Annotated in this window: 23 protein-coding genes and 2 pseudogenes; 23 read left to right on the top strand and 2 right to left on the bottom strand. The window is 38.2% G+C overall.

Annotated elements, in window-relative coordinates:
• Nucleotides 1–63 precede the first annotated feature (63 nt).
• The 6 genes and pseudogenes from IQ10_RS14415 to IQ10_RS14390 all read left to right on the top strand — a co-directional run bounded on the left by IQ10_RS14415 (nt 64) and on the right by IQ10_RS14390 (nt 4,538).
• Nucleotides 64–1,296 carry an MFS transporter gene (locus tag IQ10_RS14415; protein WP_144451194.1) on the top strand — a complete coding sequence of 411 codons (1,233 nt, stop codon included), beginning with the start codon at nt 64–66 and terminating at the stop codon, nt 1,294–1,296.
• A gap of 15 nt (nt 1,297–1,311) precedes the next feature.
• A pseudogene (locus tag IQ10_RS18810) lies at nt 1,312–1,784 on the top strand (fumarate hydratase C-terminal domain-containing protein); the annotation flags it as partial.
• Nucleotides 1,715–2,146 carry an AMP-binding protein gene (locus tag IQ10_RS18805; protein WP_367613674.1) on the top strand — a complete coding sequence of 144 codons (432 nt, stop codon included), beginning with the start codon at nt 1,715–1,717 and terminating at the stop codon, nt 2,144–2,146. The pseudogene IQ10_RS18810 and the gene IQ10_RS18805, both read left to right, overlap by 70 nt.
• Before the next feature lie 12 nt (nt 2,147–2,158).
• Nucleotides 2,159–2,713: a class I adenylate-forming enzyme family protein gene (locus IQ10_RS18800; RefSeq protein WP_144451192.1), complete on the top strand. Its 555-nt coding sequence runs from the start codon at nt 2,159–2,161 to the stop codon at nt 2,711–2,713.
• A gap of 121 nt (nt 2,714–2,834) precedes the next feature.
• Nucleotides 2,835–3,119: a DUF3219 family protein gene (locus IQ10_RS14395; protein WP_144451191.1), complete on the top strand. Its 285-nt coding sequence runs from the start codon at nt 2,835–2,837 to the stop codon at nt 3,117–3,119.
• Nucleotides 3,120–3,269: 150 nt separating this feature from the next.
• Nucleotides 3,270–4,538, top strand: a complete 1,269-nt coding sequence (locus IQ10_RS14390; RefSeq protein WP_242009841.1) for an MFS transporter — start codon at nt 3,270–3,272, stop codon at nt 4,536–4,538.
• Nucleotides 4,539–4,671: 133 nt separating this feature from the next.
• On the opposite strand, the gene IQ10_RS14385 is transcribed toward IQ10_RS14390, so the two are convergent.
• Nucleotides 4,672–5,289 (bottom strand): TetR/AcrR family transcriptional regulator, encoded by a 618-nt coding sequence (locus IQ10_RS14385; protein WP_158640051.1) that lies wholly within the window; start codon nt 5,287–5,289, stop codon nt 4,672–4,674.
• A gap of 132 nt (nt 5,290–5,421) precedes the next feature.
• Between IQ10_RS14385 and IQ10_RS14380 the strand changes: the two genes are divergently transcribed.
• The 12 genes and pseudogenes from IQ10_RS14380 to IQ10_RS14325 all read left to right on the top strand — a co-directional run bounded on the left by IQ10_RS14380 (nt 5,422) and on the right by IQ10_RS14325 (nt 17,905).
• Nucleotides 5,422–6,573, top strand: coding sequence for a thiolase family protein (locus IQ10_RS14380; RefSeq protein WP_144451189.1), 1,152 nt, complete (start codon nt 5,422–5,424; stop codon nt 6,571–6,573).
• On the top strand, nt 6,570–6,989 hold the full coding sequence (locus tag IQ10_RS14375; protein WP_144451188.1) for a Zn-ribbon domain-containing OB-fold protein: 420 nt from the start codon (nt 6,570–6,572) through the stop codon (nt 6,987–6,989). Before IQ10_RS14380 ends, IQ10_RS14375 begins: the two co-directional genes overlap by 4 nt.
• Before the next feature lie 21 nt (nt 6,990–7,010).
• The gene (locus tag IQ10_RS14370; protein WP_144451187.1) at nt 7,011–8,588 is read left to right on the top strand and encodes an AMP-binding protein; all 1,578 of its coding nucleotides are present in this window, start codon (nt 7,011–7,013) and stop codon (nt 8,586–8,588) included.
• A 36-nt stretch (nt 8,589–8,624) separates the two neighbouring features.
• A complete protein-coding gene (locus tag IQ10_RS14365) occupies nt 8,625–9,509 on the top strand; it encodes a cyclase family protein (RefSeq protein ID WP_158640050.1) in 885 nt (294 codons plus the stop codon).
• Nucleotides 9,510–9,533: 24 nt separating this feature from the next.
• Nucleotides 9,534–10,592: an NADH:flavin oxidoreductase gene (locus tag IQ10_RS14360; protein ID WP_144451185.1), complete on the top strand. Its 1,059-nt coding sequence runs from the start codon at nt 9,534–9,536 to the stop codon at nt 10,590–10,592.
• A gap of 135 nt (nt 10,593–10,727) precedes the next feature.
• Nucleotides 10,728–10,955, top strand: a pseudogene (locus tag IQ10_RS14355) (TIGR00366 family protein); the annotation flags it as partial.
• A gap of 567 nt (nt 10,956–11,522) precedes the next feature.
• Nucleotides 11,523–13,319, top strand: a complete 1,797-nt coding sequence (locus tag IQ10_RS14350; protein WP_242009840.1) for a XylR N-terminal domain-containing protein — start codon at nt 11,523–11,525, stop codon at nt 13,317–13,319.
• Between the two features lie 218 nt (nt 13,320–13,537).
• Nucleotides 13,538–15,082, top strand: coding sequence for a 4-hydroxyphenylacetate 3-hydroxylase family protein (locus tag IQ10_RS14345; protein ID WP_242009839.1), 1,545 nt, complete (start codon nt 13,538–13,540; stop codon nt 15,080–15,082).
• An 84-nt stretch (nt 15,083–15,166) separates the two neighbouring features.
• On the top strand, nt 15,167–15,937 hold the full coding sequence (locus tag IQ10_RS14340) for a dioxygenase family protein (RefSeq protein ID WP_144451182.1): 771 nt from the start codon (nt 15,167–15,169) through the stop codon (nt 15,935–15,937).
• Between the two features lie 98 nt (nt 15,938–16,035).
• Nucleotides 16,036–16,509, top strand: coding sequence for a DUF3237 domain-containing protein (locus IQ10_RS14335; protein ID WP_144451181.1), 474 nt, complete (start codon nt 16,036–16,038; stop codon nt 16,507–16,509).
• Nucleotides 16,510–16,525: 16 nt separating this feature from the next.
• On the top strand, nt 16,526–17,353 hold the full coding sequence (locus IQ10_RS14330) for an alpha/beta hydrolase (protein ID WP_144451180.1): 828 nt from the start codon (nt 16,526–16,528) through the stop codon (nt 17,351–17,353).
• Nucleotides 17,354–17,374: 21 nt separating this feature from the next.
• Entirely contained in the window at nt 17,375–17,905 is a 531-nt protein-coding gene (locus tag IQ10_RS14325; protein ID WP_144451179.1) for an adenylyltransferase/cytidyltransferase family protein, read from the top strand.
• A gap of 64 nt (nt 17,906–17,969) precedes the next feature.
• On the opposite strand, the gene IQ10_RS14320 is transcribed toward IQ10_RS14325, so the two are convergent.
• Nucleotides 17,970–18,434 carry a GNAT family N-acetyltransferase gene (locus IQ10_RS14320; protein WP_144451178.1) on the bottom strand — a complete coding sequence of 155 codons (465 nt, stop codon included), beginning with the start codon at nt 18,432–18,434 and terminating at the stop codon, nt 17,970–17,972.
• 254 nt (nt 18,435–18,688) lie between these two features.
• Here IQ10_RS14320 and IQ10_RS14315 point away from each other — a divergent pair, with 254 nt between their 5' ends.
• The 5 genes from IQ10_RS14315 to IQ10_RS14295 all read left to right on the top strand — a co-directional run bounded on the left by IQ10_RS14315 (nt 18,689) and on the right by IQ10_RS14295 (nt 22,802).
• Nucleotides 18,689–19,159 carry a flavin reductase family protein gene (locus IQ10_RS14315; protein ID WP_144451177.1) on the top strand — a complete coding sequence of 157 codons (471 nt, stop codon included), beginning with the start codon at nt 18,689–18,691 and terminating at the stop codon, nt 19,157–19,159.
• A gap of 22 nt (nt 19,160–19,181) precedes the next feature.
• On the top strand, nt 19,182–20,300 hold the full coding sequence (locus IQ10_RS14310; protein ID WP_144451176.1) for a muconate/chloromuconate family cycloisomerase: 1,119 nt from the start codon (nt 19,182–19,184) through the stop codon (nt 20,298–20,300).
• Nucleotides 20,301–20,319: 19 nt separating this feature from the next.
• A complete protein-coding gene (locus IQ10_RS14305) occupies nt 20,320–21,384 on the top strand; it encodes a maleylacetate reductase (RefSeq protein ID WP_144451175.1) in 1,065 nt (354 codons plus the stop codon).
• Between the two features lie 76 nt (nt 21,385–21,460).
• Entirely contained in the window at nt 21,461–22,156 is a 696-nt protein-coding gene (locus IQ10_RS14300; protein WP_144451174.1) for a CoA transferase subunit A, read from the top strand.
• The gene (locus IQ10_RS14295) at nt 22,143–22,802 is read left to right on the top strand and encodes a 3-oxoacid CoA-transferase subunit B (RefSeq protein ID WP_144451173.1); all 660 of its coding nucleotides are present in this window, start codon (nt 22,143–22,145) and stop codon (nt 22,800–22,802) included. Before IQ10_RS14300 ends, IQ10_RS14295 begins: the two co-directional genes overlap by 14 nt.
• Nucleotides 22,803–22,812 lie beyond the last annotated feature (10 nt).

The following is a 22,812-nucleotide window of genomic DNA, read 5'->3' as shown; positions in this document are numbered from 1 at the left end:
TGAAAATAAAAAGTGAAGAGTTTTGACCTAAGAATCAATCATAGAAAAATTAGAGGTGGACTAATGGAGAGAGAGAAAAGCGCATATCCATATCAGCATAATCAAGTTGATTTTTGGAAAGTATCCACCGGTTTGACACTGGCATCGTTCTTAATCTTTGGCAACTTATACATTGTTCAACCATTGTTGCCGCTTTATACAAAGGAATTTCAACTATCGCCTACCATATCAAGTCTGTCCCTTTCTTTAACAACGATAGCACTTGTTATTGGCTTGTTGCTATTTGGTTTTCTTTCAGATCGAATTGGTCGTGTTGCTATTATTCGCTGGACATTATGTCTATCTGTGATTCCTCTTTTTATGATCCCTCTCTTTGACTCATTTTCGTGGCTACTTATGTGGCGATTTGTAACTGGTCTGACATTAGCGGGACTTCCTGCTGTAGCGGTTTCCTACATCAGTGAAGAAGTTTCAGAAGGTAGTCGGGGACTTGCGGTATCTCTTTATATTGCTAGCAATGCATTGGGAGGAATGGGTGGTCGTTATATTGGAGGATATTTTGCTGACCAATTAACTTGGCAAGCTGGTTTTTTCGCTCTTGCCATTGTTGGTGTCCTTATCTGCTGTCTCTCGTTTTATTTAATTCCTACATCGCGTTTTTTTCAACGTCATGATCGAACACTAACAAGCGATTTACTTGGAATGGCTACACATTTAAAAAATCCAATGCTGTTATTTGCATTTATTTTTGGAATGATGCTGCAATTTGGCTTCTCTGGTATTTGGACATATGTTCCATTTTATTTAGAAAAGGAACCATTCTTCCTTTCAGTTCGAGTGATTTCACTTATTTATTTCACCTATTTATTTGGCGTCCTTGGTTCTCCTCTTGTTGGTCGTTTCGCTATTCATTATTGTTCTGAGCGAATCATGTTCATTGGGGTTTTGATTATGATGATTGGGAACCTTACTACAATTGTTTTGAATACGTTATCTGTCGTTGTTGGTTTGTCTCTTATCTGTTTTGGTTTTTTCATCGCTCATTCAATGGTGTCAATTTGGATCGGAAATACGGCAAGCCATCACAAAAGTGGGGCAACAAGCTTTTATCTAGTTAGTTATTATATTGGCGCAAGCGTGGGAGGAACCGCATTAGGAACAATTTGGTCGGGCTTTGGGTGGATCGGCGTCATCATCGTTTGTTCAATCTTACCTCTGGTTTCAGCCATCATATTTTTACTAGTAAGTAACAAGAATACAGGTAGCTATGTTAGAGATGCGAAGTATAAGATTTAGACGTACAATTGTGATCCTGCTGGACCGACGACAAGTGGAAGGATGGATAAATATACACCTGCTCTTCTTGATTTAGGTTTGAAAGGGATGTTTGGTAAGGGATATCGTAGCCAAGAAGTCATTGATTCTATAAGGATAACAAGGCCGTCAATTTTGGAGCTATAGGTGGTACTGGCGCCCTAATAGCACGTACTATTAAAGAAGTAGAAGTAATCGCCTACGATGATCTAGGAACTGAAGCTATTCGAAAAATGGTTGTTGAGGATTTTCCTGTAGTTGTGATAAATGATGTGTATGGAAATAATCGGTATAACCAAGGGGTGGAACCAGATGTCGTGATTGATGAGAGAGACTGTTTTTATCTTGGCTATACTTCTAGGACAACAGGGAAACCAAAGGGAGTTGTGATTTCCCATCGATCCCGTGTGTTGACAGGATTGTTGCGGCTTACGAGTATAAAATTGATGAGTCTGATGTCCATATGGTAGCAGGACCGATCTATCATGCAGCGCCGTGGATTTTTATCACGATGCAAATGATTGTTGGCGGAACTCTTGTTATTCAAGAGTCGTTTGAACCAGAACAGTTTCTTGTTGTTGTTGAAAGGTATCAGGTGACGAATAGCTTTTTAGCTCCAACGATGTTTAATTTTATTGTGAATTTAAATAAGGAAATAAGGGAGAAATATACTATTAACTCGATACGTGTTCTAATATTAGCTGGATCACCTCTTCCAACTCCAACAAAATTGGATATACTTAATGTTTTTCCAAGTGCTGACTTACATGAGTTTTATGGTTCGACTGAAAGCGCTATTACGTTAAATATGAAGCCGAAAGATATTAAGTGAAAAGAGCATTTTGTGGGGCAGCTATTTCCTTTTATAGAGTGCCTACTACTAAATGAACAAAAGGAACCTGTCGCAAAAGGAGAAGTCGGGGAGCTATATATGAAAGCTCCGTATCTCTTAGGTGAATATTTGAAAAATCCTAAAGCGAATGAAGAGTCTTTCTACAATGGCTATTTTACAGTCGGTGATATGGCGATGCAGGATGAAGAAGGGTACTATTATATCGTTGATAGGAAAAAAGACATGCTAATAAGTGGTGGGGTAAACATATATCCAAGAGAAATTGAGGCCGTTCTTTATTCTCATCCACACATTCTTGATGTGGCCATAATCGGAGTGCCAGACCCTAAATGGGGAGAAGCGATTAAAGCTGTAGTGGTTGTAAAAGATGGATATTTCTTAACAGAGGATGAGATTATCAAATTTTACGAAGGAAAGATAGCAAGCTTTAAAAAGCCGAAGTCTGTTGACTTTGTGAAGGAACTACCACGTAACCCTTCTGGTAAAATACTCAAAACAGAACTGAGATCTAAATGCTGGGAAAATCATCTATATAAGATTAACTAGAGAGATAAGACGAAGGTTCCCTTCGTCTTTTTGTATGTTGTATGTTGTAGTTCTCTTTATTTGTATTCAGTACAGAGGAATGCTATATTTTCTATACTGCGAAAGTAAAGGAGAGAGTTAAATGGTTTCTAAGGTCCAGTTAGATAATATGGTGATAAACGTAACAGGATTTCAACAGGAATTCATTGATGAAAAAAGAAAGATTACGTTTGATTTCAAGGTAAGAAGTGGAGAAGAGTACCATGATATCACGACATTGTTATATAAGCAGACGTTTGATGTGAAGGTACCTGAAAAGAACATTGAATTCAGAGGAACGATCTCGAATTATTCAACGTCAATTACGAATCTTTACGAAGAGGGAAACGTTGGGGATTTCAAATTAGAGCTAGTTGAAGTGAAATAAAGATTTGAATATGATTACAGTGACAACTCGGATCATCTGAGTTGTTTTTTTATAGGAATATTTGACACAATGATCTGAAAAGTACGATAATTAAATTTAAATAGGTGTTAACATTTTGAGCAAAGGTTTTACACGTTGAGGAGGGATGGGGTGAGAAACATACATAAAGGTTGGATCATTCTTATCTTATTATTCTTTACGATGCTTGGGAGTCTTGGGTTCGGTCGGTTTTCAATGGGGGCGATTTTACCTTTTATGAGAGAAGGGCTGGCACTTGATTATCGGCAAATGGGTTTCATAGCATCCTCAGCTTTTATTGGATATTTAATTAGTGTATCGATCATTGGTTATTTTGTGATCCGATTCAATGCTAAAACAGTGATTAATTATTCACTTCTCATCATTTGTGTAGGGATGGTTGTTTGTGCAAACGCGACGTCCTTTTGGCTTGCTTATGGTGGCTGTTTGCTTTTAGGTCTTGGCTCAGGTGGCTCTTCGATTCCAGCAATGGGGCTTGCAGGACGATGGTTTTCAAATGAGAAAAAAGGGATGGCAATAGGTTTTGCGATGGGTGGTCTTGGTCTTGGCATCGTCATTAGCGGTCTTGTTGTCCCGTTAATAATCAATGTGACGATTGAAGGTTGGCGAGTAAGTTGGTATATCCTGACGGTGATAACAATGAGCTTTATTATGTTGAATTGGCTATTTTTGAAAAACTCCCCAGAAGAGGCGGGCTTAGAGCCGATTGGAAACCAGAACGTAGAAACAAGGCAATCGGTAGAAAGAGAACATGCTATTAAAAGTGATAAATGGGCTGTATATAGAAATAAACAGGTTTGGATGATTGGATTTATTTATTTGTCTTGGGGATTTAGCTATTTGATTTTCTCAACCTTTCTCGTTGATTATTTAATGAATGATGTTGGCTATTCGGAATGGCTAGAGGGTTTATTTTTTTTCATCGCAGGTTTAGTTAGTATTGTAAGCGGATTCATTCGGGGTGGAATTTCGGATAAGTTTGGGCGAATGTTTGCTTTATCACTCGTTTTGACAATTCAATTTTTGATGCTAATGGCTTTATCTGTTTCTACTTCAGCAGCGTTTATTTTTGTAGAGGTGATCTTATATGGTTTCACACTCTGGGCTGTTCCGACGATCATGAATGCGAGTGTATCCGAGTTTGTTCCGCTTATGTTTGTTCCTGTGGCAATGGGGTTTGTCACGATATTCTTTAGCGTTGGACAAATTATTTCACCGATTGTGATGGGAGTGTTAATTGAGTCGACAAACAGTTATTTCGGGGCATTTCTTCTTTCAGCTTTTATTAGTTTGTTTGGAGCGATTGGGTGTATGAGGCTTCATTCTATTCAGCGAACGAAACAGTTGGCGAAGATGAGGAATGAGGGTTTGGAGGTCTGATGGCTGTTCATTCATCGTAATAAATTCACTCATGCCTCTCCCTTTATTGGGAGAGGTTGTTTCTATTTTTGTAAAATTACTATTTCTCAACAGTACTTATGAAAGACAAGGTGTGCGAGAAATAGCAAGCTAATCAGTTTTTCGTTTTAATTGTTCCTTCGATAAATAAATAAAGAAATTTTACGCCTTCTTCCGTTAAGCTTCTATTATCTTTCATTAAATTCCATTCAAAATACGAACCTGTATAGCACTTAAAAACCATTGAAATTAAATCTAGTAAGTCAAGATCAGTTCGAAATTCTCCGCTTTTTTGTCCTTCATCGATAGTTTCATAAATAATTTTATAGATGATTCTATCATTATCCATGACATAAGGAATATCTTCTTTTTGGGCAAATTGATTCGAGAAAAAGATACCCATAAACTCTCTACCTAAGTCTTCTGAAAATGTAAATCCTGCCTTTAATACTTCAATCAATTTTTCGGTAGAGCTTAGATTTTGATTAAGTTTTTGGTAGGCATCGAGATAGACTGCATCAATTTGTTTGTAATGCTCGACGATAATTTGTTCTTTTGTTTTGAAATAGGTATAAAAAGATCCTGTTGAAGTACCAGCTTCTCTGGTGATGTCATTGATATGTACATGGTCAAATCCTCTTTCTAAAATAAGTCGAACTGCTGTCTCAAACAATATATTTCTTGTTTCAAGAGCCTTTTGTTGTCGTATTGTTAGTTTTTCTTGATTTTCCAATGTAATTCCTCGCATTCTGAATTATTTGAAAATTAGTTTGACTATGTTCCATTTTACAATATATAATAAAATGAATCAATTCATTGAGTTGATTCAATGAATTATGAAACATTTTTTATGGGGGTGAATCTTATGGTTGCGATCGTTGGTGTTGGCGATACAGAGATGGGGAAATTACCGAATTTAACTTCAATTGAGCTTCAAGCGCTAGCAGCAAAAAAAGCAATAGCCGATGCTGGCATGAATGTAGGAGAAATTGACGGGATTATCTCTTCTTATACTCTTTCTGAACCACATCCTATGCCAAGCACTTATTTAGCTGAATATTTAGGGTTGCAGCCTGAATTTAATACTGCGATGCAGCTTGGTGGAGCTAGTGGCTGTGCGGCAGTTGGTTTAGCGCAAGCGGTTATAAAAGCTGGATATTGTCAAAATGTACTAATTTCTTTTGGGGAAAATCGTTTAACTGGTTTAGGAAGAGAAGATGCAATAAAGCGACTTTCAACCTTCGGACATCCACAATTTGAGGCCATTTACGGGCCGACGATTCCATCTTTTTACGCGCTTATTGCGAAAAGATATTTGGAAGAATTTCATGTAACGAGCGAAGATTTAGCCCGAGTTGCTGTGTTACATAGAGAACATGCGTTGCTTCACCCACACGCTCATATGAAAAAGCCGATCTCAATTGATGATGTACTCACTTCAAAATGGATTGCAGAACCATTGCATCTCCTAGACTGTGCGCTAATTTCTGATGGTGGATCGGCCATTATTGTCACATCGAAAGAAAACAGTCGTTCGTTTAAAAAGAAACCAATCCATCTTCTAGGTTATGGAGAAAAAACGACCCACGAACATATTTTTCAAAAAGATGATTTTCGTTTATTTGGAAGTGTTGAATCTGGTAAAAAGGCGTTTAAAATAGCAGGTGTTACGCCAAATGATATAGATGTTGCACTACTGTATGATTGCTTTACGATTACAGTATTGATTCTTTTAGAGGATCTTGGATTTTGTCAGCGAGGAGAAGCAGTGTCATTGTTAAAAGAAGGGAAGTTGAAGCTTGGAGGGAAACTACCTGTTAATCCTCATGGAGGCTTACTTTCGCATGGTCAACCAGGCACGGCAGGTGGACTTAATCATGTGATCGAGGCGGTACGGCAATTAAGACATGAAGCTGACAAAAGACAGGTTGCGGATGCAAATTTAGCTTTAGTCCATGGTAATGGAGGAGTCATGTCGGTTCAATCAACGCTTATTTTAGGGAGGGATTCAAGGTGAATCTTTCAAGCGTCCATCGCGATCTTACGCAAATAAACAAAGTATTTTGGGCTGGTCTCTCAGAAGGGAAAATCCTTGTGCAAACCTGTCTCACTTGTAAAAAAAATCAGTTTTATCCTCGTATTTTATGTAAGCGTTGTCAATCTATTGATTTAGAGTGGAAGGAAGTGTCATTAACAGGAGAACTTTATTCGTACACTATTATTCATCGTTCGCCATCAAAAGAGTTCTTTTCTGATGAGCCTTATGTACTTGGAATTGTAAAAATTCATGATGATAATAATGGTTCAACTGTGGAATTTTTTTGTGAACTGGTGGATATTGATCATTCAGACCTTTTCGTAGGGATGAAGCTTCAAGCTATCTTTCCAAAAGAGGGTGACACTCACGTTCTAGCGTTTACGAAGTCCAATTAAGAAATAAGGGGTGAAAAGAAGGTGAGTCATCCAGAAACAGTAGCTGAACTTGTCGAGAAGATAAAAACGTATCCGTCTCATCAATTATGCTGTGTCATTGAAAACGAAGTAAGTGATTATCAAACCTTGCTAACCCAAGTGGAGGGACTGTCTTGCTATTTGCAAGGTCATGGGGTTAAAAAAGGTGATCGAGTGGCTATCTGGGTCCCGAACCGAATCGAATGGGTCGTTGCCCTTCTCGCTGTAGGAAGAATCGGTGCGATTTTAGTCCCAATTAATTGTCGATTTAAAGAATCAGAAGCAAAATATGTGCTCAAGCATTCGGAAAGTAAAGTGTTAATCACGCAATCTTCATTTCTGACAAATCAGTACCTAGATATAGTCATGTCATGGAATGTAGCAACGAATGAATTAGAACCATTTCGTAGTGAAGAGCTCCCTGATCTGAAGTACTTACTGTGGATAGGAGATCATTCTCCAAAGCAGGCAGCGACATGGGATAATGCCGTAGCAACTAAATCAGATTTAGAGAAAGTCACCTGTATTCCAAATGACCCTGTACTCATTCAATACACCTCGGGTACAACATCTTTTCCAAAAGGGGCGCTACTAACTCACTTTGGGCTTTTGCGAAATGCCTATGATGTTGGGCAGAGGATGCACATCGAACGTAATGATAAAGTGTTTTGTGCTGGCCCGTTTTTTCATATCGGTGGTGTGACAATGCAGGTCTTACTCTCTTTGATTTATCAAGTACCATTTTATTCGTTAGCTCATTTTACACCAGCAAAGTCTTTAGAAATGATCAAGACCCATCAGTGTACAACATACAGCGGAATCGATTCTTTATTTTTATTAGTGATGGAATTAGAAAATTTTAAAAGGGAGGACTTTTCTTCTGTTCGCACTGGATGGACGACAGGAACGACTGAAACAGTAAAATTGATAAAGGAAAAGATGGGGATTGAGGATATTTTACTCGTTTATGGGTTAAGTGAAGCTTCTCCGAATGTGGGGATGTGTGACATTGATGATCCATTGGAGAAGCGCTTAACATCATGTGGTAGAGCTCACCCGTCATGTGAAATCGCGATTATCGATCCTATTTCCTTAGAATTTCTACCAGCTGGCAGGAGGGGGGAGATTGTGACAAAAGGGTATAATGTGATGCTCGAATATTATAAAAGTGAAAAAGAAACAAAAAAAGTTTTTCATGATTCTTGGTTACGAACAGGTGATCTCGGAAGCTTAGATGAAGATGGCTATATCTATTTTCATGGAAGGATAAAAGAAATCATTCGTGTTGGCGGAGAAAACTTTTCGCCTGAGGAGGTTGAAGGAATTCTCTATGAGCATCCTTTTATCGAACAAGTTGCTCTTCTAGGAGTACCTGATAAACGATATGGAGAAATTCCAGTAGCCATTATTAAGAAAAAAGCGGCAATAGAATTAACTCATGAGCAAGTGCTTACTTATTTAAAAGGGAAGATTGCTAGCTTTAAAATCCCGAAGAAGATTATCTTTGTTAGTGAATTCCCAATGACTGAATCAGGGAAAATCAAAAAAAACAAGCTGAAAGAAGAATTGCTGTCAATGTAGAGCTACAAAATGAGCGAAATGAAAGAGAGGGTTAAGATGAATCTATCAAATTGGGGACGCTGGGGAGAAGACGATGAGCTTGGTGCTTTAAATTTTATTTCTCCTGAAAAAATTATTGAAGCTGCAAAAATCATCACAAAAGGAAAAGTGTATAGTCTATCAATGCCGATTCATATGCACCAAACTCCGTACGATCATTCACTAAGAATGCCACCATTTCATGTCCTCACTCGCGATGGTGGAGATTATGCTGCTGGTGTAAAACGACCTGGAGGATTACAGTTTTCTGATGGCTATGTGTTTTTAAATACACATGGCTCGACGCATATGGATGCCCTTTCTCATGTTTGGTATGATGACCAATTATACAATGGATTTTCTGGGGATTCTGTTAAAAGCAAAGGGGCAAAATTTTGTGGAATTGAGAAGGTAAAAGGAATCGTGACTAGAGCTATTTTACTTGATTTACCTACTTTTAAACAGGTGGAACATTTAGAAGCAGGGGAAGTCATTACGCCTTCCATGTTAGATGAATGTGCATTTTTTCAAGGGGTTTCGATTAAAAGTGGTGACATGCTTTTTATCCGAACGGGCTGGCTGAAAATGCTTGAGAAGGACCCTGAATTATTTGAAAGCTCAGAGCCTGGTATTGGAGAAGATTGTATAAAGTGGATAGCAGAAAAAGAAATTATCGGGATTGCGGCTGATAATCTAGCAGTTGAGGTTAAGCCAGAGGAAAGAAGCGATGCGGTCATTCCTGTTCATATGAAAGCATTAAGAGATTTAGGCGTTTATTTCATGGAATTATTTAATTTTGAAGAGTTGGCTAAAGAGCGGGTTTATGAATGTATGTTCGTTGCTGCCCCTCTTTCTATAACTGGTGCAGTTGGAAGTCCGCTTAATCCACTGGCAATTACGTAAACAAGAAAGTGAGGAGGGGATGTCATGGGTACACAAAAGGTTTTCGAGCCAATCCATATTGGAAATGTATCAATTCCAAATCGAATTGTGATGGCACCGATGGATACGAATCTAGCCACAAAAGATGGATTTGTGACAGAGCAATTAATTGATTACTACGTAAAAAGAGCTGCGGGAGGGATTGGCTTAGTTACAGTTGAAAATACCTCCGTTAGTTCAAAGCGCTTGTTAAAGTTTGAAAATAGTTTAGCTATTCATGATGATCGTTATCTTGAAGGGTTATCAACATTAGCCAGATCGATTCAAAAGGAAGGTGCAAAAGCCTCCTTGCAGCTAGGAGATTGTTTATATCTATCTGATAAGAAGCCTGAGGATTTATCCGTTGATGAAATTGAAGAAATCATAGCAGACTTTGTAAAGGCGGCTATGAGAGTAAAGCAGGCTGGATTTGATGTAGTCGATTTTCATATGGCCCATCGTTATACACTGGCAGACTTTCTCTCTAAATATGCAAACAGACGAACCGATTCATACGGGAAAAATGTAGCTGGAAGAGTAAAAATCGCTGAAACGATCGTTAAAGAAACGAAAAAAGAGTTAGGAGATGATGTAGCGATTATTTGTCGGATTAATGGGGATGAATTTATGGTTGGTGGAAATACATTGATTGATTCAACGTACATTAGCAAAAAGTTAGTTAGAGCAGGGGCTGAAGCGATTCATGTTTCTGCTGGAGGGCGGATTGAGCATGGGGGTAGTCGTTCTTATAGCTCTCATAGACAAGTAGCAACAAACCATATGTCTGATGGCTTAAATGTGCATTTAGCCGAGGAAATCAAAAAACATATTGATGTTCCTGTCATTACGGTTGGAAAGATTGGGACCCCTGCCTTAATTGAAGAAATTATTGAAAAAGGAAAAGCAGATATGGTTGCATTAGGAAGAGCGACACTCGCAGATGCAGAGTTTGTTAATAAAATGCGAAATAACGAAAAACATAAGCGTTGTATTTGGAAGAATGATTGTGTTCGTTTGTATTTAAGAAATGAACCAGTTTATTGCGTTACGTATGATAAGAAATGACAGCATGGTTTGATGAACGAAGAAAGTGAGAGTAACGGAGATGTATATAAATGTAATCCTTTTTCATTAATGTGTAAGCGCTAATATAATTGGGTTTTAAGTAGTCTTAGCCTAAGTCATAGAAACCAAGGACCAGTAATGATAGAAGCTGCCTTGGAATTAGGGGCTTCTCCTGTTAAAACAGCAATGAGAGTCCAACTAGGGGATGCATGGAATAACATGGTTCAACCATTTTTACTATTACCAGTACTTGCAATAGCAGGATTGAAATTGAAAGATATTATGGGGTACTTAGTTATGATTATGTTTTGGATAGGGATTGTTTTTGGTACTTCTGTCTTAATATGGGGGTATTTCGTTTGAGGTTGCACTGATTCACTTCTTAATCTTCCGCTCTTTTAACCTTGATGAAGCAATCTTATGTAAATATATATAAGATTGCTTCATCAGCTCTTTAAACCCCGTAAGACCAGTGAAAAGTTTCCAGGTGTATTTTTTCCTAAACCTCTAACAATAATGTAGGGTTTTTAAACAAATAACTGTAGGTTTTTATAGTTGTAAAAAGGTGATTGTAAGTGTAATGTGAAATTAGTATTGTAACGAAAGACAGGTTTTGCAGAAATGATCATCTATATCGTGATTCAAATATCTCTCCTATACACCTTTTTACTGTTGAAATTCTAATATTTATAAACCACAAAATGTAAGCGCATTCAAAAGATGAGGTCACTTTAAGTGACCATTTATTTTGCGGAGTGTTTTTGTAATATTCTGTAAATGTTGTTTGAGAAGAGCACCATACAAAATAATTAGCAACGACAACTTATTTATCTATGAAGTTGAATGTAGAGGGGACTTTCAAATGGTTCAAGTTTCAATGCTAACTCTAGTTCAATTGTTCACTGAATAAATAAATGTGGGGGAATGAACATGTCGATGAAGGGCCATCAACTATTATTTGAAAATTCAATTGATATTAATCCACGTACTGGAACGATTATGCTACATGATAAAAGAATGGTTTTAATGTCTGTAGAAGCATTAGGAATTTTGCGTCGGGATTTAATTGATACAATAGGGGAAGAACGCACGAAAGGATTTTTAATGAGATATGGTTGGGCCTGTGGGTATAGAGATGGCGGGACAATGGAAGAAAAATATGCATGGGAGTCAAAAAAAGAATTGTTGCTATCGGGACCAGCTCTTCATACACTGGAGGGCATTGTAACGGTCGATCCTGATATTATCGAAATAGAAGAGGATCGTTTGTACTTTGCAGGGTATTGGCGAAATTCGTTTGAAGCTGATGAGCATATTGCTCATTACGGGGAAAGTGAGCAATGTGTTTGTTGGATGTTGATCGGTTACGCGAGTGGTTTTCTAACGAGAACATTTGGAAAAGACGTCATTACTTATGAAAAGTATTGCCGAGGAAAAGGAGACCCTCACTGTTACTTTGTTGCAAAAACAGTCGATGAACTTGATGAGAAACATTTAAAGGATTTGCAGTATTATCAATCAGAATCTCTGCAATCTACTTTAGACCAAGTGTATTTGGAGATTCAACAATTAAATGAAGATATCATTGAATCCGAGAAAGTTCAAAATCAATTAACGGACTTGTTGCTTGAGGATAAGGATATTGATGATACAACTGAGTTAATTGCTGATACCCTTAAACGTAGTATCATCATCGATCACTTTAATGAGATCCACTCTTCAAGCTTGTATAACGAAGAAGATCGTGCCGTATATGAGAAATGGATTAAAAGCAGAGTAGCAACTACACAACAAGATAATAAGTGGATTGAAACATTCAATATTAAGAGTCATCATCTTCTGCTAGGAAGAATGGTGATTATTGGTGAGGAAAAGCTTAATAAAAGGGAGAAAATGATCATTAAACGTGCGTTAATGGTCTTCACGATTCAAATGTTTCATCAACGTAAAATTAGTGAATCGAAATGGAAAAAGAAAGAGGATTTTTTTGATGAGATTATAAAAAATAAAGAGCTAGATGAAGTGTCTTTAAAGAGGCACGCTCGTCTCTTTGACTTTAATGTGAACGAAACGAATCAAATTATTGCTATTAAAGTTTCACCAAAAGAAATGACGGAAGACGTATTAAATTTTCTTACGATGAAGTATTCGAACTTAGATATATTCTCAAAGGAAAATTACATCGTCATGATTCTATCAGAAAGCTATACGGACGATAGAGAGAACTTTATTTCGACCATTGTTAAGATGATCAATAAAAAGATACCGAAAGCCAAAGTATATGCTGGATCAGGTCGAAAAGCAGAAAAGATTAGTTTACTTAGGAAAAGCTATCATGATGCCACGCGTATTTGTGATTTTGTTCAACTAACGTATCCAATGGATAGTCGCTATGCTACGTTTGAAGAGTTTGAGCCAATTATTTTATTTCTTAAGGGTACCGATCAGGAGGAGTTAATTTCGTTTTATCACAATACAATTGGTAAGTTAGTTGATTATGATATTGAGAATAAAGGGACTTTAGTTATTACGTTAAAATCATATTTAGACAATAACGGGAATCTCCAGCAGACAGCCAAAGATCTGCATTTATCGATTGCAGGACTACGTTATCGTATTGAGAGAATTGAGTCACTATGTGATATCGATCTAAAAACAGGAGCTGGTCGATTTAAGTGTCAGTTAGCAACAAGGATTTATTTTGTTTTAAAAGTCATGAATAATTAAGCAGGTAGAAGCCTTCAACGTATAAAGTGTTGGAGGCTTTAATCATTTACGATTTGAAGGTCAAGGTTTTTATTACTGTGAAACTTCTACACAATATGCTAGTCATTATCTAATTGTCTGTATTTTTTTGCAGTTCAAAAAATTCACAACAACACTTAAACTCATAATTAGAAAGCGGTTACATTTTATTGATCAGAAGAATCAGGGAGGTAATGAAGATGACAACAGAGCAAAAATTAAGGAGACCTTTAACAGGAGACGAATATCTAGAATCGTTGAAAGATAATCGTGAGATCTGGCTTCATGGTGAAAAAGTGAAAGATGTAACAACGCACCCTGCATTTCGTAACTCAGCTCGCTCAATCGCTAGACTGTATGATGCACTACATGATCCTAAAAATAAAGATATCTTAACACGAGAAACAGATACAGGAAATGGTGGATTTACACAACGTTATTTCCAATCAGATCGCACGCCAGAAGATTTATTTAAAACACGTGATGCGATAGCTGCATGGTCTAGATTGACATATGGACAGATGGGAAGATCTCCAGATTACAAAGCTGCCTTTTTAGCAACGCTCGGATCAGACCCAGATTATTACGCACCTTTTCAAGATAATGCGAAGAAATGGTATAAAGAAGCGCAAGAAAGAAACTGGTATTTTAATCATGCCATTATTAACCCGCCAGTAGATCGAAACAGACCGATTGATGAAGTGAAAGATGTTTTTGTTCGATGTGTTGGTGAAACAGAAGAAGGAATTTTAGTAAGTGGTTCAAAAATGGTTGCAACGGGTTCTGCAATCACAAACTATAACTTTGTTGCCCATTACGGTGCGCTACCAGTACCAAGTGAAGAATTTGCGCTAGTATTTGTAGCGAAGATGGATACACCAGGAGTCAAGCTTATTAGCCGACCTTCTTATGAAATGAATGCAGCTGTTATGGGAAGTCCGTTTGATTATCCATTAAGCAGCCGTTTCGATGAAAATGATGCCGTTCTCATTTTCGATAACGCCCTTATCCCTTGGGAGAATGTATTAGTTTATAAAGATGTGGAAAAAGCAAATAATTTCTTCGCACAAAGTGGATTCTTAAATCGTTTCACATTCCACGGCGTGACACGACTCGCAGTAAAATTAGACTTCATTTCAGGGCTATTAATTAAAGCATTAAGAGGAAATGGGACAGATCAATTCCGTGGAGTTCAGGCAAATATTGGGGAAGTACTAGCTTACAGAAATATGTTCTGGTCGTTAAGTGATGCGATGGCCCTTAATCCGAACCCAGGAGCAAATGGCACCGTTTTACCAAATATCGATTATGGATTAGCATATCGCGTCTTTATGGCAGAGGGCTGGCCTCGCGTAAAAGCGATTATTGAAACGGTGGTAGCAGGAAGCTTAATCGTACAACCATCTAGTGCGAGCGACTTTAAGAATCCTGACCTTCGTCCATATATCGATAAGTTATATCGTGGTTCAAACAATATTGATGCTGTAGAAAAAATTAAAGTCATTAAACTACTTTGGGATGCGATTGGCACAGAGTACGGTGGTCGTCATGAGCTATATGAGCGTAACTACTCTGGAAATAATGAGAACATCCGCTTAGAGAACTTGGTAATGGCTAATGCTACAGGTCAAGCTCAATCGTATGAGGACTTTGCTCAACAATGTATGGATGATTACGATTTAGATGGATGGGTAAACCCAACTTGGATTAATCCAGATGATGTGAACTATTTTAAGAATCTATAATATTTCACTAAATATTAATAGAGAAGAGAGGAGAAATGGAAAAGTCCTCTCTTCACCAAAAATTTTAATTAGGGGGAAATAAAAATGGCAAATGAAAGAGTAGTAAGTATTTTTGAAGGTTTGTTAGAGAAAACAAAGGAGCTTATCGAAGAAAAACAAATTACGCATGAGGAATATCGTGAGTTCTGTCTATGGTTCGATCAATTAGGACGCTCTGGAGAAATTCCATTGTTTATGGACGTATTCTTTGAAACTCACGTATTACGTGGCATGTATGGCGACCTTCCAGGAACAGAGCCTTCATTACTTGGGCCGTACTACATTGAAGGTGAGCCTGAATTACAGGAGCCATTAACATTGCCACAACGTCCAGATGAGAAGGGTGAGGTTCTCTTCTTTACAGGTCATGTAAAATCGATTGATGGATCATCACTTGGAAATACAGATATCTGTATGTGGCAAGCGGATGCAGACGGAGAATACTCTCATTTTGCTGATGGCATTCCTGAGTATAATTTACGTGGACGTTTTAAAACAGATGATCAAGGACGTTTTACGATTAAGACGGTTATCCCAGCACCTTATCAAATACCAACAGGTGGTCCAACAGGAATATTTTTAAAGCATATTGATTCACATCCTAATCGCCCAGCTCATCTTCATTTAATTATCGATGCAGAAGGTCATGATAAGCTAATCACACAAGTGTTCTTTGAAGGCGACCCTTGGTTAGAAACTGATGTTGCAGATGGAGTACGTGATTCCCTTATTACAAAATTAGAAAAACAAGATGATCATACAGTAGGAACAATTGAATTTGCATTACGTCCTCTAAAGGTCGCTGCAAAAAAGTAATGTAGGAAGTGTTCGTTGTAGGGAATCCAAGTGTGGATTCCCTACAACAATTTAGGCTGTAGAGACATGAATGCTAGCTTTTTGAGAGGAGCGATTTGATGACGCTAGAACGTTTGCCAGCACCTAATTTGGAATTTTTATTTGATTTATATGTGGAAGTCGGTGCGCCGTACTTGCCAGGTGAAACACCAATCGGAAATAGAAGAATCATTCAAGTAACAGGAGGCGCTTTTGAAGGGCCTGAATTAAAAGGGATCGTTATTCCTGGCGGTGATGATTGGATAACTGTTCGCGATGATGGAACAGTCGTACAAGATGTTCGAATTCTCCTTGAAACGGAGGATAAAGAGATCATTTTAATGACATATAAAGGGTTGCGACATGGACCAAAAGAAGTCATTAAACGATTAGATAATAATGAAGATGTGGATCCGTCTGAGTATTACTTTCGGTCTTCTCCTGTCTTTGAAACAGCATCAAAAAAGTATGACTGGCTAAATAAAACAGTCTTTCTTTCGACTGGGAAACGTGTTCCTGGTAAGGCTGTTTATTCTCTATACAAGGTACTTTAAAAGAGGAGCGGTGTAGATGGAAGAGTATTTGCATACCGTAAATGGGCAAACGTTTCAACTACTTGATAGTTCTGGGGAAAAAGGAACAGTTATTGCGATTCATGGACTAACAGGCAATCATAAAAGCTTACATTATTACAGGGAATTGCTAGCTGGCGAATACCGTTTTATTAGTTATGACTTAAGAGGACGAGGAAATAGTTCTGAAACAGATCCTGATACATCGATTGAAAATCATGTTCAAGACCTTATTGCTTTAATAGGATCTCTTCAAATTGAAAATCCGATTTTACTAGGTTATTCAATGGGCGCCTTCATCGCAGCAACTGTAGCGAGTCGCTTAAAACAAACGAGAGCTCTCATATTGCTCGATGGTGCAGCAAAAACAACAGACCATCAGCGAGATATCGTGAAACCTTCATTAAATCGTCTAAGTAAACGACATGAAACACCTGAAAGCTATGTCAACGAAACGAAGGCGATCTATACAAGGATCGGCATAGAATGGAGCGACGTTGTTCAAGCGAATGTTGAGTATGAAATTAAGCCTTTTGAAGGCGGGTGGAAGCATAAGTCAGATCCTGAGCAAATCTTAAAGGATTTTGAAAGTTTTTATACTTTTGATCCTAAAGAGGTTTGTTCAAAGGTTTCATGCAAGACGTTACTCGTGATTGCGAAGGGGGAGATCGGACCGTATCCACCTTTATTTTTAGAAAAAGACTATGATCTTACGAAAAAGTCGATCAAACAGTTACAAACAATCACGGATGATTGCAACCACTATACATTAGTATTTCACAATCAGCCAAAAATTAATGAAACGATTAAATCATTTTTATCATAGGAAAAAATGGAGGTAGTTCAAATGAGAGCATTTCAAAATAATCAACTCGACTTAGATCGCTCAGTAGTAACGATTGGGGCCTTTGATGGTATTCATCGTGGACATCAAGCATTAATCCAAAAAGCAAAATCACGTGCGGATGAATATGGGGTTCCATTAGTTGTCTACACATTTGACCCACCTCCAAGAGCCTTTTTTCAAAATCAATTAGTCTTGACTCAACTCCCTGAAAAGAAGAGATATCTTGAAGAACTAGGAGTCTCTTATGCCATTTTTGCGTCCTTTGATCGTGATTATGCCGCGCGTACTGTTGATGAATACATTGATGAACTGAAACGTTTAAATCCGAGAGAAATATGGGTAGGACCAGATTTTCAATTCGGTAAAGGGAAGAGTGGTTCGATTCTCGATTTACAGGATCACTTTCATACATTTCAGCATCCAATCGTGACTTGTCCTGAAGGGGAAATTATTTCTTCGACAAGAATACGTCATTTGCTTCTTCATAAAGAAGTCGAGAAAGCTCATTTTTTATTAGGAAGAGTACAGTAGTTTGCTATATTGAAAAGAAATGAGGAGCAGTTCACTAGTTGTGAATGCTCCTCATTTCTTTAGATTAGTTGTTTTGACTATTTTGTTTTTCCATGAAAACAAAGTCAATATTTTCACGAATCATTTCTGTTTTAAAAATGGTATAGCCCAGCTTTTCGTAGAATCTAATATTATAGGTGCTTTTTCCACCTGTATATAATTCAAAGCGCTCGCAATCTGGAAAGTATGTTTCTAGATCAAGCATAAGTTTTTTTCCGATTCCTTGGCCTTGAGAGGCGGGATCAACCATTAAGCGTTCAACATAACAAGTACCCTTTTCCACATAGCCTTTCACTGAGCCAACGACTTTTTCGTTTAAAATCGCTTTCAAAACAGTCTTTTGTTTAAAATCATCTTTCATTTCCTCTAACGTTTCCGTCAAAGGTGCTATTTCATAATTATTATACGTAATAGCCTCGCGGATATAAGCCTCTTTTTGAATGGCTAATATGGACTCTGCATCTTGTAATGTCGCCTTTTCGATAATCATTTGTTTCCTCCTTCGTTTGTTTGGATATAAGTGAAGTAACTTTAGTCAATAAAGAACGTTTGAGGCTTTAGAAACCTCATAGGTTAGTATTCTATTCTGACAACTGATTTTCTTTCGTTTGTTTTTGATAGTATTGTTTGAAATGTCTACTTCTTTTTGCAGTTACAAATAAATCTGAATATTGATACATTTTAATTAGATTTCACATGTTAATTAAATTTAATGAAAGCGCTATCTAAAAGGAGGAGTTTATGATGGATCCAAGAGAATTTCGTAATTGTATGGGACGTTTTGCAACAGGTGTGACGGTTGTTACGTGTAATGTAGAAGGTGGCTATCACGGTTTAACTGCTAATTCATTTACGTCCGTATCACTAGATCCACCACTTGTTCTTGTTTCAGTCGATCGTAAAACAAAGGCATTAGAGCATTTAAAGAATAATGCATTCACAGTTAATATTTTGAATGATCAACAACAGGATGTAGCGATGCATTTCGCAGGACGTCCGCAAGAAAATCTACCTTTCAAATGGGTTGAAGGCGAGCATGCCCCTCGTATAGAAGAGTCGCTTGCTTACATTGAATGTGTGCCTTGGAACGCCTATGACGGTGGAGATCATGTTCTTTACTTAGGTGAAGTGAAAAACTTTGAATATAAAGATGGAGATGCATTAACATACTTTGCTGGTCAGTTCTCGAGGTTATCGATTGAAAAGAAACCATAAGTTTAAAAAGGAGATTCATTCAATGAATACAAAAATCACTGCAATCTCTACAGATATTGTCGATATTCCGCTAAGACGAGCTCATCAATTTTCGGCTGCAAAAATGAATGCAAAGCCTTTGTTGATCATTCAAATCGAGACATCTGAGGGCGTAACGGGAATTGGAGAAGGGACGACACCAGGCATTTGGTGGGGTGGAGAAAGCGTTGAAACAATGAGATTGGTCATTGAGAAATACTTTGCTCCTCTTCTTATTGGAGAAGACCCTTCTTATATCGAAGCACTCCTTACAAAAATGGATCGACAAGTGCTAGGAAATGAATTTGCAAAAGCAACGGTTGAAATGGCGCTTTATGATATCGTTGGTAAGCTTGCTAATGTTCCAGTTTCCCAACTATTTGGTGGTGTTGTTCGTGATGGCATTCCTGTTAGGTGGGCTTTAGCTGCGGGAAGCATTGAGGCGGATATTGCAGAAGGCAAAGACAAGGTTAAAAAGCGCGAGCATCATAATTTCAAAATGAAAGCAGGAGCAATCCCGACTGTTGACGATATTAAAAGAGTAATAGAAGTCTCAAAAGGACTAGAAGGAGTGACGACCACAGGTGTTGATCCAAATGGTTCATGGGACGAACTAACGACACTAAGATGGATGGATCAACTTGCTGAAGCGAAGGTTGATTTTCTCGAGCAACCTTTACCAAAATGGGATTTTGCAGGGCTTGCTCGCCTAAAGGCGACTAGAAAAGTCCCGATTATGGCGGATGAGAGTGCTAGTACTGTTCAAGATGCACTGAAGTTAGTAGAGATGGATGCTGTTGATATTTTTTCACTGAAAATCCATAAATCAGGTGGGATGAGTAGAGTGAAAAAAATTGCAGCGATTGCAGAAGCAGCAGGTATTCCTTGCTTTGGTGGTACTTCGCTTGAAAGTTCAATTGGAACGGCTGCTTGCTTACATGTATACAGTACATTACCGAATTTAACAGAGGATTGCGAGCTTTTTGGTCCAATTTGGATGGCTGATGACATTGTTGAAGAGCCCGTTGTCTTTAAAAACGAAAAAGTCTACGTACCACAAAAGCCAGGTCTTGGTGTGACGCTAGATATGGAAAAGATAAAGAAATATCGTAGAGACAAGTAAATTTGAGGGGTTGTCTTAAGTGCAGTTCGAATATGAAAGTCAGCCTGGTCGAGTTGTATTTGGTGTTGATGCTGTTACGAATATATTAGGGGAAATAAAAAGAGAGAATCTAAATAAAGTCCTCATTATCACGACAAGGGGACGAATCGCTCAAGCAGAAAGAGTGGCTGAGTTATTAGGGGAGCGCTGTGTAGGCATTTATGATAATTCCGTACAACACGTTCCTGTTGAAATCGTTAAATCAGCTCTTTTGCAAGTGAAAAAAACGAATGTGGATGGAATTGTAGCGATTGGAGGCGGCTCTTCCATTGGGTTAGCAAAAGCGATTGCTTTAAAGACAGCGTTGCCGATTATTGCGATTCCGACAACGTATGCTGGCTCAGAGATGACATCGATTTGGGGAATGACAGAAGGTGGGAGGAAAATAACAGGAATTGATCCACTTGTTAAAGCAAAAGTGGTGATCTATGATCCGAAGCTAACTGTCAATCTTCCAATCAACATAACGGTGACAAGTGCTCTAAATGCAATGGCCCACTGTGTAGCAGGACTCTATGCAAAAAATGCGAATCCAGTCACTTCTTTGCTTGCTGAAAATGGAATAGAGGCATTTCAAAAAAGCTTGCCAAAATTGATTGAGGATTCAATGAGTATGGATGCTCGTTCTGAAGCTCTTTATGGTACTTGGTTAGCAGGTACGGTTCTAGGTTCAGTTCATATGTCCCTTCATCATAAGCTGTGCCATGTTATTGGTGGAACATGTGGATTGTCTCATGCAGAAACACATTCTGTTATGTTGCCATATGTGCTTAGTTATAACGCTGATCATATTCCTGATGCAATAAAGGTACTCTCACATGTGTTCGAGTCAAATGAAAACGATGTATCAGGGGCATTATTTGATTTTTCGCTGTCATTAGGAGTCCCGATGTCATTAGAGGAAATTGGAATGAAAAAAGAAGAAATTGAGGTAGTCGTTAATCAAATTAGCGAACTTTCATTCTATAATCCGCGTCCAATCGAAAAACAACAGATCAGGGAGATGCTCAAGTCTGCATATCAAGGCATTCGACCAACTGTTTAATTTTTAAAAAAGTAATCACAGTTTGCAACGATTGTAGGTAGTAACCATCTATTTACAATTAGAGGAGTGAGAGCATATGAACAAACTGACAAAGCCAAACGACATTATCTCTAAAATTAAAACAGGCGATACGGTTATGGTAGGTGGCTTTGGGTTAGTTGGAGCACCTTTAACGTTGATTGATCAATTGACAAAGTTCGAAGTGAAAGACTTAACGATTATAAGTAACAACTTGGGTGAACCAGGTAAAGGGCTAGGGATTTTACTTCGTCAGGGGAAAATTAAAAAAGCGATCGGCTCTTATTTCACTAGCAATCGTGAAGTGGGAGATGCGTACAATGAAGGAAAGGTTGATATTCAACTCATGCCTCAAGGTACGATGTCTGAATCGATTCGTGCTGGGGGTGCAGGTATTGGTGGTTATTATACGAAGACGAGTGTGGGAACTGAGTTAGCGAAGGGAAAGGAAACAAGAGACATTAACGGCGAAACCTATGTCTTTGAACCAGGTTTAAAAGCGAATGTTTCCCTTATTAAAGCAGCGAAAGCAGATACACTTGGTAATTTATCGTATTATAAGACGGCACGAAATTTTAATCCGATGATGGCTACAGCTGCTGAATTTGTTATTGCTGAAGTAGATGAAATTGTGGAAGTAGGTCAGCTATCGCCAGAAGAGATTGTAACGCCTCATCTTTATGTAGATGCGATAGTCACAAGCGAACTCATTTTGACTAGAGAAGGGGTGGTGGCTCGCCATGAAATCAAATAAAGAAATACAAGAAATGATTGCCAAGCGGGCAGCTGAAGAGCTTATGCCAGAGTCAGTCATTAATCTAGGCATCGGAATCCCTACTCTAGTAGCCAAATATGTCGATACGACATCGATCTTTTTTCATACAGAAAATGGGATGTTAGGTGTGGGTGAATTAGCTTCTGATGAAGAGTTTGACCCAAGCTTAGTAAATGCAGGGAAATTACCGATTGCAGAGACGATTGGAGCCTCATATTTTAATAGTTCAGATTCATTTGCGATGATACGCGGTGGACATGTAGATATCGCTATTTTAGGAGCATTGCAGGTTGATGAACAAGGGTATATCGCCAACTGGGCGGTTCCTGGAAAGAACATTATGGGTGTTGGCGGAGCAATGGATTTATTAGTTGGTGTCAAGAAAATCATTGTCACGACAAACCATACGACAAAAACAGGCGAGCCTAAGCTGGTAAAGCAGTGCTCATACCCGATAACGTCAGTTCGTAAGGTTGATGTAATCATTACCGAGCTTGCTGTATTTACGTTTTCGAATAATCAGCTAGTATTAACAGAATTAATGCCAGGTGTAACACTTGATGAAGTGAAGGAAAAAACCGAGGCAGCATTTCAAATCAGTCCAAATTTATTAACGAAATCCTAGGAGGGCAGAA

The sequence above is a fragment of the Halalkalibacter nanhaiisediminis genome, assembly GCF_007830185.1.
Classification (GTDB): Bacteria; Bacillota; Bacilli; order Bacillales; family Bacillaceae_D; genus Halalkalibacter; species Halalkalibacter nanhaiisediminis.
The sequence above is the reverse complement of the archived record's forward strand: the minus strand, read 5'-3'. Positions and strand labels throughout refer to the sequence as shown.

Coding starts and splice junctions, on each gene's coding strand:
- IQ10_RS14415 (WP_144451194.1), top strand. CDS start 64: ATGGAGAGAGAGAAAAGCGCATATCCATATCAGCATAATCAAGTTGAT.
- IQ10_RS14395 (WP_144451191.1), top strand. CDS start 2,835: ATGGTTTCTAAGGTCCAGTTAGATAATATGGTGATAAACGTAACAGGA.
- IQ10_RS14380 (WP_144451189.1), top strand. CDS start 5,422: ATGGTTGCGATCGTTGGTGTTGGCGATACAGAGATGGGGAAATTACCG.
- IQ10_RS14365 (WP_158640050.1), top strand. CDS start 8,625: ATGAATCTATCAAATTGGGGACGCTGGGGAGAAGACGATGAGCTTGGT.
- IQ10_RS14360 (WP_144451185.1), top strand. CDS start 9,534: ATGGGTACACAAAAGGTTTTCGAGCCAATCCATATTGGAAATGTATCA.
- IQ10_RS14350 (WP_242009840.1), top strand. CDS start 11,523: ATGTCGATGAAGGGCCATCAACTATTATTTGAAAATTCAATTGATATT.
- IQ10_RS14345 (WP_242009839.1), top strand. CDS start 13,538: ATGACAACAGAGCAAAAATTAAGGAGACCTTTAACAGGAGACGAATAT.
- IQ10_RS14340 (WP_144451182.1), top strand. CDS start 15,167: ATGGCAAATGAAAGAGTAGTAAGTATTTTTGAAGGTTTGTTAGAGAAA.
- IQ10_RS14335 (WP_144451181.1), top strand. CDS start 16,036: ATGACGCTAGAACGTTTGCCAGCACCTAATTTGGAATTTTTATTTGAT.
- IQ10_RS14330 (WP_144451180.1), top strand. CDS start 16,526: ATGGAAGAGTATTTGCATACCGTAAATGGGCAAACGTTTCAACTACTT.
- IQ10_RS14325 (WP_144451179.1), top strand. CDS start 17,375: ATGAGAGCATTTCAAAATAATCAACTCGACTTAGATCGCTCAGTAGTA.
- IQ10_RS14320 (WP_144451178.1), bottom strand. CDS start 18,434: ATGATTATCGAAAAGGCGACATTACAAGATGCAGAGTCCATATTAGCC.
- IQ10_RS14315 (WP_144451177.1), top strand. CDS start 18,689: ATGGATCCAAGAGAATTTCGTAATTGTATGGGACGTTTTGCAACAGGT.
- IQ10_RS14310 (WP_144451176.1), top strand. CDS start 19,182: ATGAATACAAAAATCACTGCAATCTCTACAGATATTGTCGATATTCCG.
- IQ10_RS14300 (WP_144451174.1), top strand. CDS start 21,461: ATGAACAAACTGACAAAGCCAAACGACATTATCTCTAAAATTAAAACA.
- IQ10_RS14295 (WP_144451173.1), top strand. CDS start 22,143: ATGAAATCAAATAAAGAAATACAAGAAATGATTGCCAAGCGGGCAGCT.